The organism is Emticicia sp., from assembly GCF_043780375.1.
Classification (GTDB): domain Bacteria; phylum Bacteroidota; class Bacteroidia; order Cytophagales; family Spirosomataceae; genus Emticicia.
Window position 1 is genome coordinate 1 of record NZ_JAYWCU010000184.1, and the last position, 15,276, is coordinate 15,276.

Consider the following 15,276-nt stretch of genomic DNA (forward strand, 5'->3'; position numbering starts at 1 on the left):
GACAAACCAAAAACCAGCAAAATTGAAGGTCAAAACGCTGATTTTATGGAAAAAATGTATGAAGTCCGTTATCCTGATGTAGATGAAGACACAACAGGAATTGTATCTTATCGAGTTATTGATTCGACTCAGAAAGTAGCAATGGTTGATATTCGCTCTTTTATGTATGACATGAAAAACCTTGGAAAAGGTAATTTTGAAGGCGAAACACGCAAGATTTTCAGAAAACTACAAGAGAACAACATAGAAAATTTGATACTTGATTTGCGTGGAAATTCGGGTGGAATTATTGATTATTCTATCTTTTTTCTTCGCTATTTTGTCAATCAACCATTCGACGCTTATAAATTAGGTTTTCGAGATGAAGGCTTGCAACGATTGAAACAAGACTATAAGAAATTTGATAGTTATCGTGCTAAAGAAGCTACGTCGAGGCTCAATGCTGAATTTACGATTCGAGACAAGGAGGGGTATTTACAAAGTAAATATTACCAAAAACAACGTCCGCACGACGAGTTTCTCTACAATAAAAATGTGTACGTTTTGATGAATGGTGGTACTTTCTCAGCCGCCGCATTATTAGTTTCAAAATTGCATAATATGGACGTTGGAACTTATGTAGGCATGACTTGCGGAGGTGCATACGATGGCTGCTCAGCAGCACAATTTTCGTCTATTCAACTACCTAATACAGCGTTAGAAATTTCATTACCGCTTGGCAGAATTCTTTATAATATTGATTCAAAAAAGTATAATAAACCCATTTTACAGCCCGATTTTGAAGTCAATCCAAACCTTGAAGATTTCCTAAAAAATGAAGATACCGTATTGAAATTTACTTTGAATTTGATTAAAAACAAGGTTAAGATAAGATAAAATTTAGTGAATAGGTAATTTTCGGATTGAGTGATTTTTTTTAAATATTTTACTCACAAAATCAATCACTCACTAAAATTGCATGGTCACTAAATCGTAAATCACTCAATCAAAAACCACTTAATTGCCTAATGAAGCAACTATTTCTACTTTTTTTACTTACCTCCTTATTCGTTCACGCCCAAAACAAAAAGACAATTTTCACTCCCGAAGAAGTCAAACAAGATATGTCTTTCTTGAAAAAAAGGTTTGAAAAAATTCATCCAGGAATGTACTATTATGTAAACAAAGAGGCTTATAACAAAATGTACGATTCGTTGTATAATACTGTTAATCAGCCACTTAGCTATTTGGAAACTTACCGTGTGCTTTCTATATTAGTTACTAATGTAATGGATGGACATACAAATATAAAATTTGACAAAACCAGATTTGATGTAAAAAAGGCAAAATATGTACCTTTTTATCTTCGTAAAATTAATAACAAATATTATATTTCGCTCAACTATGCCCGTGATTCCACTATTTTGCGAGGCTCTGAGGTTTTGGCTTTCAATGACGAACCAATCAACAATCTGATGGAAAAACTAAGATCTTATGTTTCGAGTGATATTGGCAATGAGGCAGTAAAAAACTATTCTACAACAGGGGCTTTTCCAAGCTATTTTATGAAAAAATATGGCGAACTTGATTCTATCAAAATCACCTATCGTTTACCTAACAATGATTCTATTATTTCTAAAAAAGTTGCCTGTCTGACAAATGCAGAAATCAATAAGACCTCAACTAAACGCTATAAATATTTGACAAGACCAAATTTGGCTCTGAAAATTATTGATAGCGTCAATCATATTGCCAAATTCGACATTACGGAGTTTACTATGACGAGCAAGTTTTTTGATTTAAATAATCGAAAATTTAAGCGAGTTTTGCGAGCAAGATTCAGTGAAATCAAGAAACTAAAAGTAGAGCATTTGATTATTGATTTCAGAGCCAACGGCGGGGGATATATCCCAAATGTAGGCCGTTTTTTAAAGTATCTTTCACCCAAACCTTTCACTTTGGTCGATACAATCTCATTCAAGAAAAAAGCCTATTTCACTCTTTTCAAGCCGCAATGGTTTGGGCCTCCGTTGGTGATGTGGATGGCTTTTCCGAAACGTAAAGGTGAGTTTATGTACCGAGTAAATAAGAAAAATAACAAACAAAAGCCCGAAAAACACTTAGCTTACCGAGGAAAAACCTATTTTATTACGGACCCTGGCTGTTACTCTGCCACAACTTTTGCACTCAGTTTAGCAAAAGATTTAGGCATTCCTGAAAAAATCATTGGTCAGCAAGTTGGTGGTGCAAGCTGGGGAAGTTTTGCAGTCAATTGGCAAGATTTTAAACTACCAAACACCAAATACATCGTGCATACACCATTAATGAAAATGAACCACCGATTGAACCAAGCTAATAAAGATTTTTTCCTGCAACCCGATTACAAAATAAATCGTAATACAGAAGAATTGATAAAAAACAATACCAGTGTCATTGATTTTACTGTTGAGTTGATAAAGACACAGAAGGCGGTGGGTGTGAAGTAAATATGAGTTGTAAGTCGGTTATATTCATGAAATATAACCGACTTATTATTTAAACAGTCAAAGAAGGGAATAAATCATACTTTACTGTATATGAATTTCCATCGCCATAGTACAAGTCGGTACCGCCTTCTGGATTTTTGATACAAACAATCGCTACAAGGCAATCGGCTTGTCTATCGCTCGAAAAACGCATAAATTCTGATATTTGCTCATTTGAAAAGACACTTTTTGGAAAAGCCTCAGTATCACTAATATTCACAAATACCAGCGTCTTGACCTCGTTTTTAACTGCTATCAGTTGTGGCATTGACATAAAATCATCGTCAATTGGTTCAGCTAAATAATTTGATTTCTCCAAATCTTCTTTTACAAACATTGTACCTTCGTAAAAAATTGCTTCGGGCGACATTCTTTTCTTTGTTGAAATAGACTCATTTGACTCGTGAACACTCTTATCCATTTTATAATAAATTAAGGTTGATTACAATTATAAAAAATTACCTCCGATTCAGCAACCAGCCCGTCACACTATAACGTTCGGCAAAGGTTTCTGTTACTTCATGGTCAAGCTTTTCACTTTCAAAACACACCAAACGCCCTGCCAATGGAGTAATAGTAATGGCTTTTTCAACACCATTTTCTTGTGCATAGATAATTAAATTCCCACCGTTTTCAGGAATCCAATGTGTATTTAAATAGTAAATCACCGACAAAACTCTGCCTTTTTGAGTTTGAAAAGTATCTCTGTGACGGCGATAATACTTCCCGACATCATATTTTGCAAAATGAATTTCGGTGTCTTTGATTCCTAAATAGCAAGTTTGGTTAAGGTAATCAACAAAAGCCTGATTTTTGTCGAGAAGCATTCGTTCGGCAGCATCAATTGAATTTGTCTCAAGCCATAAAATCTCATCACCTCTCACGAGTGATGCCTTATGCACTTCGCTTTGTTTGCCAATGCTTGCCTCCCTAAACTTCCCCGATTTGTAACGTTGAGCAAAGGTCTCTAAAAGATTTTCGACTTCATTCGATTCCAAAAAATCATCACAAATAGCATAGCCTTTGGCCACAATTCCTTCGATAAGGAATTCAAATTGTTGTTCTTGAGTCATTTTTGCCTAAAAAACCTTGTTAGTCTTGCAGATTTACAAGGTTTTTTGGGCTTGAGGTAAAGGTAAAGAATTGTTTTCCACTAAAAACGAATTTTCACAAGAATCTTTAAAAAATAACCTTCTCATTATATCACAAAACTTTTCAAATCACGAAAAATTCGTAAATTCGAGCAGTTTTTAATTACACTCTCAAAAACCTCGAGATGGCAAATAAAATTTCTTTCAAAAGTAAATCTGCCAAGAAAAAAAAGGTAGAAGCTCCTAAGAAGATTCCTTACTATCGCAAACCCGAAGAACTAACGCTTGACCAATGGCAAATTGGTTTGAGAAAACAGTTTGGGCAAGATAATGAGTTTGTAATTAATAATATTGGACAAGAAAAATTCTTTTCTGATTTTCAAGTAACAAATAATGCCACCAATAATTCATATAAAGTTGCCATTAGAAGTGCTGACGATTCTCAAAATTTTTGTGAGTGCCTCGATTTCAAAACTAATCGTTTGGGTGTTTGCAAGCACATAAGTGCTACGATGCAACATTTGAGCCGAATTCATGGGTCAAAAAAAGCTTTCAAAGAGGGCATTTTTCAAGCTCGCTATTCGTCGGTTTACTTAGATTATCGCAATGGGCGTGAGATAAAAATACGAGTTGGCTCAGAAAATCAAGCGGCTTATACTACACTGTCAAAAACCTACTTTGACCAAAATTCTGTTCTAAAACCTGCTTCATTTAGTGTTTTTGAGTTATTTTTGGAAGAAGCGAATAAACTAAGTCAAAGTTTTAGGTGCTATCCCGATGCCTTGGACTTTGTCATTGCCGAGCGTGATAAAATTCGCCGCCGTGATTATTTATGGCGAATAATGCCCGACGGCGATGAAGATAAATCATTTGATAATTTATTGAAAGTACCACTTTTTCCTTACCAACGAAAAGGTGTTTTCTTTGCTGCTTTGGCGGGTCGTAGCCTTATTGCCGACGAAATGGGTTTGGGCAAAACTCTTCAAGCCATTGCTACTGCCGAACTTTATAAAAACGAATTGGGCATCAATCGGGTGCTAATCGTTTGTCCAACTTCGCTCAAATACCAATGGAAATCGGAGATTGAAAAGTTTACTGACAACACCGTTCATGTTGTAGAAGGAACTTTATTGAAACGTAAGGCACAGTACGAATTTTCGGAAGCTTTTTATATAATTGTAAGCTATCACACCATGACTAACGACCTTGATTTGCTCAATAAAATGGAAGCAGATATGGTTATTTTGGACGAAGCTCAACGTATAAAAAACTGGAAAACGAAGGTTTCGCAACAAATAAAAAAACTCGTAACGCCTTACGCTATTGTGCTTACAGGCACCCCTTTAGAGAATAAATTGGAAGAATTATATTCCATTACTCAGTTTATTGATGTATATCGTTTAGGAACAATGTATCGTTTCCTAAATCAATATCAAACGACTGATGATGCAGGAAAAGTGATTGGTTATAAAAATCTTCGAGAAATTTCGCAACGCCTTTCTGACATATTGATTCGTCGCACTAAAAAAGAAGTTTTGTCGCAATTACCAAAGCGAATGGACAAAAATCTATTTGTACCAATGACGCAAGAACAAATGGATTTGCACAACGAATTGGGCGATAACGTAGCAAAATTGGTCAATAAATGGCGTAGATATGGTTTTTTGAATGAAATTGACCGCAAGCGTTTGATACTCTCTTTAAGCCAAATGCGAATGGTTTGCGATAGTACGTATATACTCGACCAAAAGACTCGGCACGATACCAAAATTGAAGAGGTAATGAATATTTTGGATGAGTTTTTTGATGGAACCGATGAAAAAGTAGTCATTTTTAGTCAATGGGAACGCATGACTCGCTTGGTTGCCCAAGAACTCAATGAGCGTGGTTTAAAATATGAGTATTTGCACGGTGGTATAGAAAGCTCGAAAAGAAAAGATTTATTAGATAATTTCCGAAACGACCTGAATAGTAGGGTTTTCCTCTCAACCGATGCTGGTGGTGTGGGTTTGAATTTACAATCTGCTTCATTGATGATAAACTTGGATATTCCTTGGAATCCTGCGGTTTTGGAGCAACGAATTGCCCGCATCTATCGCTTCGGACAAGAGCGAAATGTATCAATTATCAACTTGGTTTCGACAGGCACTATTGAACACAAAATGCTGGATGTGCTGAAATTTAAAGGTGCAATGGCTGAAGGGGTGCTTGATGGTGGTGAAGACACCATTTTCTTAGGCGATGATAGATTTAAGCAATTTATGAGTTCGGTAGAGAATTTAACTGATTCTCCGCAAAATAAAAATGCCATTATTGATGCCATAGAAGAGCATAAAGTGGAGGAACAAGAGCTTGCCAATATTTCAGAAAGTATTTTAATTGATACGCCCGAAGCGGAAGTCCGCTCTGGAACAACAACTTTCGTGGGTGATGATGATGTAAATGAACCCGAACAAGAGGTGAGTTTTGCCAGTTCTTCGGGAAATATCCTTACGCCAAATGACGAAATGATACAAAATGGAGTTAAGTTTTTTACACAATTGGCACAAACTTTAAGAAACCCCGATGCAACAAAAAATTTAGTAGAATCTATTACGCAAAAAGACGAATCAGGTAAAATTTATTTGAAAATTCCTGTCGAAAATGAAGAGGTTATTAGTAATACTTTACAAACCTTAGCAGCACTATTTGGAGCATTTATAAAACAGTGATTTTAACAAATAATTGAGAATGTGGAAGATATACGAATTAAGCAGAATTTTGACTGGTTCACCCAGTTGGAGTGGTTCATTTCCAATGTTTTGTTTATATTTTAACGCATAAATTACCAAAAATACTATCCTGCCGACTTCGTCAGGTTCCCTCCTCGAAAAAAGGAGAAAAAAAACACTAACAATCAATAAAATACACAAAATCCTAAAAAAACAACCCTAACCTAATCAATGAAGCGATGCCCTCTTATGCTGATTTTTCTGACAATGTTAACTACATTCGCAGTAAGTCAAGGAAGTAAAAATATAACAGTCAGAGGAATAGTTCGAGACCTCAAAACCAAGATACCTCTGACAGCCCAGATTACAATTATTTATAAAGATGCCGAAACACTCACAAAAGAAATTAATAATAATAGTGATGGCAGTTTTGAAATAAATGCATTGCCAAAACAGTTAATTCTTCAAGCAAAATCGAACAATTATATTGTTTCTAATGTGTTGATAAACTTCGAGAATTTGGAAAATATCAGCGTTGTATGCGACATACCGTTGCTGTTTGATAGCAAGTCTAAAAACAACCAACTTTATTTACAATTTGCGGCTCAAAAGAAAAGTACAGATAGTGTTTCCAAGAGTTTTATTCCTAAAAATACGCAGGTTTTTCAAGCAATTGATGCCCTTGATGGGCATATCATACCAGCACAATTTCGATTGACAAATGCCAATAAAATGGAAGTTATCAATGTAAAAACAGGGAAAGAAAATTCAGTTTTTGAACATAATTTTACACAAAAAGACAATATTGTAGTTGAAGTAACAGCCGATGGTTATCAGAATTTTTTAAGCAATATTGTTATTAATACTTTTGACGAAACTGTGCATGAAAATACCGCTAAACTCGTCAAAAAATTGTCTTTTTTGAATTTAATTATCAAAAAAGAAGAAAATTTATCAAAAATAGAGGTAATTGAAACAAGTCAGTCTAAGCCTGTTTTATTATTAAAAAAAGAAGAAATCCATTTAGGAAACCTTAATTTTGGCAGTAAATATAAGATTACAGTTAGTTCAAAAAATGCTTTACCGATTATCAAAGAATTTGAAGCCATCGAAGGGTTGAATCAAATAATTGTTAGTCTTGAACCAAAAACCAAAATAATAGCCGAAGTTGAAACAAAATCAATACAGATTGAAAAGCAAGCCTTCAAACCTGAAAGTAAAGTGGTCAATCTTGAAACACAGAGCATTTTCTTCGACCAAAGTAGCACTGTATTGAAACAAGAATCAAAACAAATTTTGGAACAAATCAGTAAAAAAATGTTAGAAGCTCCCGATATTAAAATTGAAATTACTGGACATACCGATAATATTGGAGATTCTCGACAGAACCTCTATCTTTCTGAATTTCGGGCAAAAGTTATTTCGAATTTCTTGTTCAATAAAGGTATCAAAGATAAGCGTATTACGCTGAGAGGTGATGACAGTAAACAAGCAAATGCAGGAAATGACACCGAAGAGAATCGCCAAAAAAACCGACGTGCAGAGTTGCGATTTTATTGAAACCTTAAAACGGATTTCCAATCCGTTTGTTATCGAATAGAAGAAAAAGGCGTAGTTTAAACAAGAAAATGAACAGAGTAGTCCGCAACCGAGGTAGGAAACCCGATGTACTGAATTATGAAAAAAAATCAAACAGCAAATTATAGTGAAGTAATCTTGATTGGAGCGGGTATTATGAGTGCAACCTTAGGCACTTTTTTAAAAAAACTGGAGCCTCAATGGAAAATAAATATTTTTGAACGAATGGATAAAGTAACAGCAGAATCTTCGGAAGCGTGGAATAATGCTGGAACGGGACATTCCGCTTTTTGCGAACTGAACTATACAACTGAGCAAGAAGATGGAAGCATAAATATCGAAAAAGCTATCAAAATTGCCGAATCTTTTGAAAAATCAAAAGAATTCTGGACTTCTTTGGTACAAGAAGGTATTATTGAAAATCCAAAAAATGTCATTCGTCCGATTCCTCATATTAGCTTTGTTTGGGGCGAAAACAACACTGATTTTCTCCAAAAACGCTATGAATCAATGAGTAAACATCATTTTTTCAGCGAAATGAAGCTTACTACAAATCATGCCCGACTCAGAGAATGGATGCCTTTAATTATGCAAGGGCGTGAGGTGTCGCAAGAACTGGCTGCCACTCGCATGGACATTGGCACAGATGTAAATTTTGGTGCTTTGGCTCGCTCGATGTTTGCTTATTTGCAAGAAGACGAAAACGTAAACCTTCGTCTAAACAATGAAGTGGAAGACATCAAGCGTCTTTCGAATGGCTTGTGGGAATTGACCATAAAAGATTTGGATAGTAGTGAACAAAACATTTATACGTCTAAATTTGTATTTATTGGGGCAGGTGGAGGCTCACTTCTCTTACTCGAAAAAGCCGATATTCCCGAAGGAAACGGCTACGGTGGCTTTCCGATAAGTGGGCAATGGCTCGTGTGCAACAAACCCGAACTTATTGAAAAACACTATGCAAAGGTTTATGGCAAAGCCAATGTAGGTTCACCACCAATGTCGGTTCCACACCTTGATACTCGCATGATTGATGGCAAAAAAGCCTTGCTTTTTGGACCTTTTGCTGGCTTTTCAACTAAATTCTTGAAACATGGTTCGTATTTAGATTTACCTCTTTCGGTAAAATGGAACAATATTTTGCCACTTGTTTTGGCAGGAATCCATAATATTCCATTGACAAAATACCTCATTGAGCAAGTAACTCAATCGCCCGAAGACCGTTTAGATGCACTGCTCGAATATTTCCCAAATGCACAATTAGACGATTGGGAATTAATGCAAGCTGGACAACGAGTACAAGTAATAAAAAAAGACGAAAAAGAAGGCGGTATATTGGAATTTGGCACAGAAGTGGTTTATGCCCACGATGGTTCGCTGGCTACTTTGCTCGGAGCATCGCCAGGAGCATCGACTTCGGTTTCTATCATGCTTGATTTATTGAAAAAATGTTTCCCTGACTTAGAAGCCACGCCAAATTGGCAAAGCGAACTATCAAAATTGATTCCATCGTATGGCAAATCATTGGCTACTGATACCAAATTAGCTAAAAAAACTCGTGAAAGAACTGCTGAGGTTTTGGGTTTGAAATAGAAATATTAAAAGTTTGAAAAATGCACACAATCATCGAAACCGAAAGGCTAATTTTACGAAAATTTACATTGCACGATGCCGCTTTCGTGCTTGAATTACTGAATACACCAACGTGGCTACAATTCATTGGTGATAGAAATGTACTTTCGATTGAAGATGCCGAAAATTATCTAAAAAATGGCACTTTGAAAAGTTACTAAGAACACGGCTTTGGGTTTTATGCAGTAATTGAGAAAGCCGAAATGTCGGACCGAAGCAGCAAAACAATTGGTATGTGTGGACTTATAAAACGAGATTCTTTGCCTGATATCGACATTGGGTTTGCTTTTTTACCCAACCTTGTTAGCAAAGGATTTGGCTACGAAGCAGCTTCTGCAACTCTTGATTATGCCAAAAATACACTCAAAATTGACAGAATCATTGCCATTGTAAATCCTGATAATGAAAAATCAATTGGACTTATACGTAAGATTGGAATGCAGTTTGAAAAAATGATAAAGTTTGGAGATGAAGAAAAAGAATTAATGTTATTTGAAATCTAAACAAGGCAATCTTAAACGGATAAAACAATAAAATGGCAAAAAAAGCAGCAATATTCATACTTTCCTTATTATTTAGCGTTCATTTGTACGCACAAAATAATTATGTTTTCATTGGCTCATACAATTTAGACAATACACAAGAAGGCATTTATGTTTATCAATTGACCTCAAAAGGAGCTTTAAAGAAAATCACGAGTGCTAAAATTCATAATCCCTCTTATCTGAATTTATCGCCCGATGGGAAATTTCTTTATGCTTGCACCAACACAAAAACGCCCAATGCTGGAAGCATCAGTAGCTATGAATTTGATGCAAAACAAAAAACCTTGACCTTCATTAATAGTCAAAGAAGTGGTGGCGAAAATCCTGTTTATTTGTCGGTTCATAAAAGTGGCAAATGGCTCGTCAATGCCAATTATACCGAGGGAAGTGCATCGGTATATTCACTTGAAAATGGCAAAATAAGTCCTTATATTCAGAATTTTCAATATACTACCGAACACAGTATTGACCCAAAAAGACAAGAACGCTCGCATGTACATTCGTCGGTATTTTCACCGAAAAATGATTATGTTTTTATGCCCGATTTGGGTGCCGATAAAATTAGATGTTACCAGTTCGATATTTCACAAAAGCAGCCATTGCAAGCAGCTCAATATCCATTTACCAAAACTGTGGCAGGAAGTGGTCCACGACATTTTACTTTTCATCCAAATGGAAAATTTGCCTATTGTATTGAAGAACTTTCGGGGACAGTGAGCGTTTATGCTTATGATAATGGTAAATTAGATAGTATTCAGAGAATAGAAACGCACTCAAGTCGATATGTGGATGGTTTTGGCAGTGCCGATATTCATATTTCGCCAGATGGACGTTTTTTGTATGCTTCCAACCGAGGGAAAGAAAACAATATTGCTATTTTTTCCATCGAAAATAATGGTATTCTAAAAAACATCGACTATCAATCTACCTTGGGCGAACATCCACGCATGTTTGCCATTGACCCAAAAGGTAAGTTTGTGATTGTAGCCAATCAGGTAAGTGGTAATGTGGTTGTTTTCAAGCAAAATGCTAAAACTGGTTTATTGAAAAAAGTTGGTAACAGCATAAAAATTACAGAGCCTTCTTGTGTACAAATCAGACAATACAAATAGACTTGTTGCAATGGGCGTTTCGATTTATAAAATCAAGTCATTTTTTGGTGATTAAGACTTTACGAGTTCGTAGTGAAGCTACGGACGAAAATTTAAACGAAGAGCAATCGGACAGATTTCTATGATTTAAACAAGTGAAATGCAAGCCCTAAGCCCGCATCTGACACCTTAATTATTTTTGGAATTATTGCCAATAATGCAAGCAAAAAACTATTCTTTGATTTAGATTGAAGAAAATAATGAAGCAGTTTCGGCTTGTGGTTTTCGATATCTTACCACACTTTTTGACGGTCGTTATATTTTCACAACGCTTCCCGAAGAGCGTGGTAAAGGTGAAAATTATTTGATTATAAACTAGAAAAAGCCAGATTTGAAGGTTTAAAAGCAGTTCATCTTGATTCGGGACATCAACGATATGATGCTCACAGGCTTTATCTCAACAAAGGAATGAAAATTGTTTATCACCATTTTAGACTTGAATTATGATACAACAAACCCCACGGACAACAACAAGCCGTAACGCTAAAAAAACGCAATACGACGAGGCACTTATTTACTCAATTTTAGACGAGGCTCTTTTTTGTACAATATGCTATTCGGTTGATAATCAGCCATTTTCGATTCCAACAGCCTTTGTTCGCAAAGAAAACAAACTATATATTCACGGTTCGGTGGGTAGCCATTTTTTACGAGAAATCGAATCGGGAATTCCTGTTTGCATTTCGGTGATGCTGACCGATGCTTTGGTTGTGGCAAAATCGGCGTTTAGTCATTCTGTCAATTATCGTTCAGTGATTATTTTTACAAATGCAACAAGAATTGATGATTTTGAAGCAAAAGCCTCATTTTTCAAAGAATTAACTGAGAAAATTGTGCCAAATAGTTGGGAATATCTTCGCCCTATGAAAACAAACGAAGTCAATAAAACCATGCTTTTGGTTTTTGAAATTTCGGAAGCCTCTGCTAGAATTCGAACTGGAATGCCCAATGATGAAGATGAGGATAAAAATTTACCCATTTGGTCAGGAATCATTCCTATTCCGAGTAATAGGCTCGCTCCGATTGCTGACGAATCAAGTGTAAATATTCCTTTGCCTGAGCATTTGACCAGATAAATATTAGATAGTTACAGAAATCATTGCACCGTAAGAGTGTTTTTCAGTTCTTTTTTTTTACTGAATTTCTCTCGACACCAACTCATGAGTTGCTTAAAATCATCTTTTGTTGATTGTCGTAGAGCTTTTCTTAGTTCTTTTTTGAAAATTTTAGGTTCAAAACTTACTTTTTCAAGTATTATCTTGCTGTATTCGTGCATTGTCATAGTTCAAAATATTAAAATGAATTTCCCAAGAAACAGAGATTTACTTGGAAAAATAAGGTTACTATTTAACCTCGACAATTGCCGAGTCTTTTTTACTTATATTTATCGTAGTCCGATTTATACTATCCTTAATTAGGGCCATTTTCTGGTTATATTTGGTAGTTTGAGATTGACTTTTGTAGTGATTAGGCGACAAAAGCGGATTTAAAGTCGTGGGTTTAGTAGCGGGCATTTGCACGACCAAAGCGGATTCCGATACAAAATCTACACTTCCTTGACGCTTATAGTTATGAACCGAACTAATATCGTTTTTGATTTGATAAGTTGGCTGTATAGATACCGTTACATTCTTACTTTCAGACAGGGCTTTTCTTTGCTGAAAAACTGGACGTTTGTAATTATGAGGTGAATCTATTGAAGATTTTTGGGCATAAACCGACCCAACACCTAATGCTATAAAAGCAAAAATGCACATTAGAAACGTTTTCATTGCATTATAATTTATATTTTTTTCGAATAATTATTTGTCTCTTCAATCAATAATCTGCAAATCTTTCTCTGAAGACAATGCAAAGATATACTATTTATATTAGGCAGGAATTAAGCTAACATTAGAAATAGCTTAGAATTTATTTGGGAAGCAAAAGCGTGAAAACTGTACCTTTGTCTTCGGAAGAAACTACGCTAATTTGTCCTTCATGAAGTTGTACAATTCGACGGGTTAATGATAGCCCAACGCCATGCCCTTTGGTATTTCGGGCGTTTGAGCCACGCTTAAATGGCTCAAAAATTTGTGATATTTCAGTCGCTGGTATCACAGAGCCTTCATTATGAAAAGTAATAGTTAAGGCTTGATTTTCAATCATAATTTTAACTTCAACCGTATGGTTTGGCGAGAACTTCGCTCCGTTTTCTATCAAATTAAGCAAAGCTGTGTAAAGAAAGCTCTCGTTACCTTTTACTTCTGGCATTAATTCGGCACTATCATCTAAGCTGATAAGTATCTGATAATCAGGGTTTTTCTTGCGTAACTCGGTGCGAATTTGCCAAATAATTTCTAATACATTGACCAGTGTATGCTTGAATTTTGTATCGTCGGCATCAATACTTGTGAGGTCTAAAAGATTGTTGGTCAGCTTGTTAAGTTGTTGAACATCATCTAAAACTGACTGGATCATGAGTTTCAAATCGGTATGATTATCATTCGCCAACAGCGATACTTGAATTTGTCCCGTAATAGCGGTCAAAGGCGTACGCAATTCGTGCGAAGCGTGCGAAACAAACGAGCGTTGCGTTTGAAAAGCATTTTCGAGGCGGTCGATCATTTGATTGAATCGTATCGAAAGCTGCTCTAATTCGTCGGATTTATTACCTTCATCGAGCCTTAGATTTAGCCGTGATGCTCGAATTTTATCAATTTTTTTAATCATTTGTTGAATCGGCAGTAGCATTCTTCGGGCAAACAACCAGCCCGTAATAGCACTAACACAAACCAAAATTAAAGACGAAAAGCCTAAGATTAAAGCTAAATTTCGTTGTTTCTCTAAGCCATATTTATCAACTGACGAGGCTAAAACTATGTACTCTTTTTTATCATTTTTGATAACAATTCCGTACATTTCAAGGTTATTTTCTTCCCAAAAAAGTTCTTTTTTTTCTCTTATTTGGTTCAAAATCTCATGTTTCAGATTCGGGGAATCGGAACCACTTTCATAAATCACTTTATTATCCAAATCATAGATAATAATTTCTTCTTGGTTGAGAGCCGTAACATTGTTTTTATCTAAAAGTTTGAGCAGGTCGGGGCTGATTTCGTTTTTATTGAAAATGATTGTAGCGGCCGTGAGAGCCTCTTGACGCAACCGAATTTTGTATTCTTTTTGACGATAATTTTCGCTCTCGAAATATATTACCGCAGAAAAAATCAGTAATAAAACAGAATAGATGCCAAAAAATAGCACCGACATGCGTGTACGAATTGTCATTTGTTTTTTAGCATATAGCCCATTCCAACAATTGTATGAATGAGCTTATTAGAAAAACCTTTGTCTATTTTATTACGAAGATAATTGACATACACTTCAATAAAATTAGTACCGGTATCAAAGTTAATATCCCATACTTTTTCGGCAATATCAACCTTCGATACTACTCGACCTTTATTTATCATCAGGTATTCGAGCAAACTAAATTCTTTGGCGGTCAGTTCAATCACTTTACCATCTCGGCGAGCTACTTTTTCTTTCAAATCAAGTTCTAAATCGGCCTCATGAAGTTTCTCCGAAGGTTGTTCTACGTCATTGGTTCGTTTAAGCAATGCTTTTATTCGTACCAGAAGTTCCATAAAGTCGAAAGGTTTCACCATATAATCATCAGTTCCGACTTCAAAACCAGATAATTTATCAGCTACTGTTCCTAAAGCCGTCAGCATTAAAATAGGAACTTTAATATTTTTAGATCGAATGTACTCACATACCTCTAAGCCACTCATATCGGGCAAGCCAATATCTAAAATAATGAGGTCGAAAGAATTTTCATCAAATAGTTTTTTTGCTTCGCTCCCCGACTCAGCTATTTCAGCATCGAAACTTTGAGTTTGCAAACCTTTCTTTATAAAAGTTGCCACCTTTACTTCGTCCTCAACGATAAGTATTTTTTTGTTTTCTGCCATTTTTATCTAATAAATACCCCCAATTTACTAATTCTTTTGCATTATCTTTAAACTTAAAAAAGCAGTTGAATATCAACTGCTTTTTTGCCTACTCTAAACTAAAAACTGAAT

At 35.6% G+C, this 15,276-nt stretch carries 14 protein-coding genes and 1 pseudogene; 9 read left to right on the forward strand and 6 right to left on the reverse strand.

Annotation, left to right across the window (positions count from 1 at the left end; genetic code table 11):
* Together ACH2CJ_RS14745 and ACH2CJ_RS14750 are read left to right on the forward strand one after the other, a co-directional pair.
* Positions 1–876 (forward strand): S41 family peptidase (locus ACH2CJ_RS14745; protein WP_394993711.1); only part of this gene is annotated, 876 nt, incomplete at its 5' end.
* Positions 877–1,007: 131 nt separating this feature from the next.
* Entirely contained in the window at positions 1,008–2,465 is a 1,458-nt protein-coding gene (locus ACH2CJ_RS14750; protein ID WP_394993712.1) for a S41 family peptidase, read from the forward strand.
* 49 nt (positions 2,466–2,514) lie between these two features.
* Here ACH2CJ_RS14750 and ACH2CJ_RS14755 read toward each other — a convergent pair whose 3' ends face one another.
* Entirely contained in the window at positions 2,515–2,925 is a 411-nt protein-coding gene (locus tag ACH2CJ_RS14755) for a hypothetical protein (protein ID WP_394993713.1), read from the reverse strand.
* Between the two features lie 37 nt (positions 2,926–2,962).
* Positions 2,963–3,577, reverse strand: coding sequence for a 2OG-Fe(II) oxygenase (locus ACH2CJ_RS14760; RefSeq protein ID WP_394993714.1), 615 nt, complete (start codon positions 3,575–3,577; stop codon positions 2,963–2,965).
* Positions 3,578–3,780: 203 nt separating this feature from the next.
* Here ACH2CJ_RS14760 and ACH2CJ_RS14765 point away from each other — a divergent pair, with 203 nt between their 5' ends.
* From ACH2CJ_RS14765 to ACH2CJ_RS14795, 7 genes and pseudogenes are all read left to right on the forward strand, one after another.
* Positions 3,781–6,306 (forward strand): DEAD/DEAH box helicase, encoded by a 2,526-nt coding sequence (locus tag ACH2CJ_RS14765; RefSeq protein WP_394993715.1) that lies wholly within the window; start codon positions 3,781–3,783, stop codon positions 6,304–6,306.
* 267 nt (positions 6,307–6,573) lie between these two features.
* Positions 6,574–7,866, forward strand: coding sequence for an OmpA family protein (locus tag ACH2CJ_RS14770; RefSeq protein ID WP_394993716.1), 1,293 nt, complete (start codon positions 6,574–6,576; stop codon positions 7,864–7,866).
* Between the two features lie 117 nt (positions 7,867–7,983).
* Entirely contained in the window at positions 7,984–9,477 is a 1,494-nt protein-coding gene (gene mqo, locus ACH2CJ_RS14775; protein WP_394993717.1) for a malate dehydrogenase (quinone), read from the forward strand.
* Between the two features lie 20 nt (positions 9,478–9,497).
* Complete coding sequence (locus ACH2CJ_RS14780; protein ID WP_394993718.1) at positions 9,498–9,677, forward strand: GNAT family N-acetyltransferase; 180 nt, start codon at positions 9,498–9,500, stop codon at positions 9,675–9,677.
* A gap of 15 nt (positions 9,678–9,692) precedes the next feature.
* A pseudogene (locus ACH2CJ_RS14785) lies at positions 9,693–10,019 on the forward strand (GNAT family N-acetyltransferase); the annotation flags it as partial.
* A 32-nt stretch (positions 10,020–10,051) separates the two neighbouring features.
* Entirely contained in the window at positions 10,052–11,173 is a 1,122-nt protein-coding gene (locus ACH2CJ_RS14790) for a lactonase family protein (protein ID WP_394993719.1), read from the forward strand.
* 482 nt (positions 11,174–11,655) lie between these two features.
* Entirely contained in the window at positions 11,656–12,288 is a 633-nt protein-coding gene (locus ACH2CJ_RS14795) for a pyridoxamine 5'-phosphate oxidase family protein (protein WP_394993720.1), read from the forward strand.
* Positions 12,289–12,308: 20 nt separating this feature from the next.
* Here ACH2CJ_RS14795 and ACH2CJ_RS14800 read toward each other — a convergent pair whose 3' ends face one another.
* From ACH2CJ_RS14800 to ACH2CJ_RS14815, 4 genes are all read right to left on the reverse strand, one after another.
* Complete coding sequence (locus tag ACH2CJ_RS14800; RefSeq protein WP_394993721.1) at positions 12,309–12,494, reverse strand: hypothetical protein; 186 nt, start codon at positions 12,492–12,494, stop codon at positions 12,309–12,311.
* A gap of 61 nt (positions 12,495–12,555) precedes the next feature.
* Positions 12,556–12,984 carry a hypothetical protein gene (locus ACH2CJ_RS14805; protein ID WP_394993722.1) on the reverse strand — a complete coding sequence of 143 codons (429 nt, stop codon included), beginning with the start codon at positions 12,982–12,984 and terminating at the stop codon, positions 12,556–12,558.
* A 139-nt stretch (positions 12,985–13,123) separates the two neighbouring features.
* Positions 13,124–14,479, reverse strand: coding sequence for an ATP-binding protein (locus ACH2CJ_RS14810; protein ID WP_394993723.1), 1,356 nt, complete (start codon positions 14,477–14,479; stop codon positions 13,124–13,126).
* Positions 14,476–15,165 carry a response regulator transcription factor gene (locus tag ACH2CJ_RS14815; protein ID WP_394993724.1) on the reverse strand — a complete coding sequence of 230 codons (690 nt, stop codon included), beginning with the start codon at positions 15,163–15,165 and terminating at the stop codon, positions 14,476–14,478. The genes ACH2CJ_RS14810 and ACH2CJ_RS14815 overlap by 4 nt, the downstream gene beginning before the upstream one ends.
* Positions 15,166–15,276: the final 111 nt, after the last annotated feature.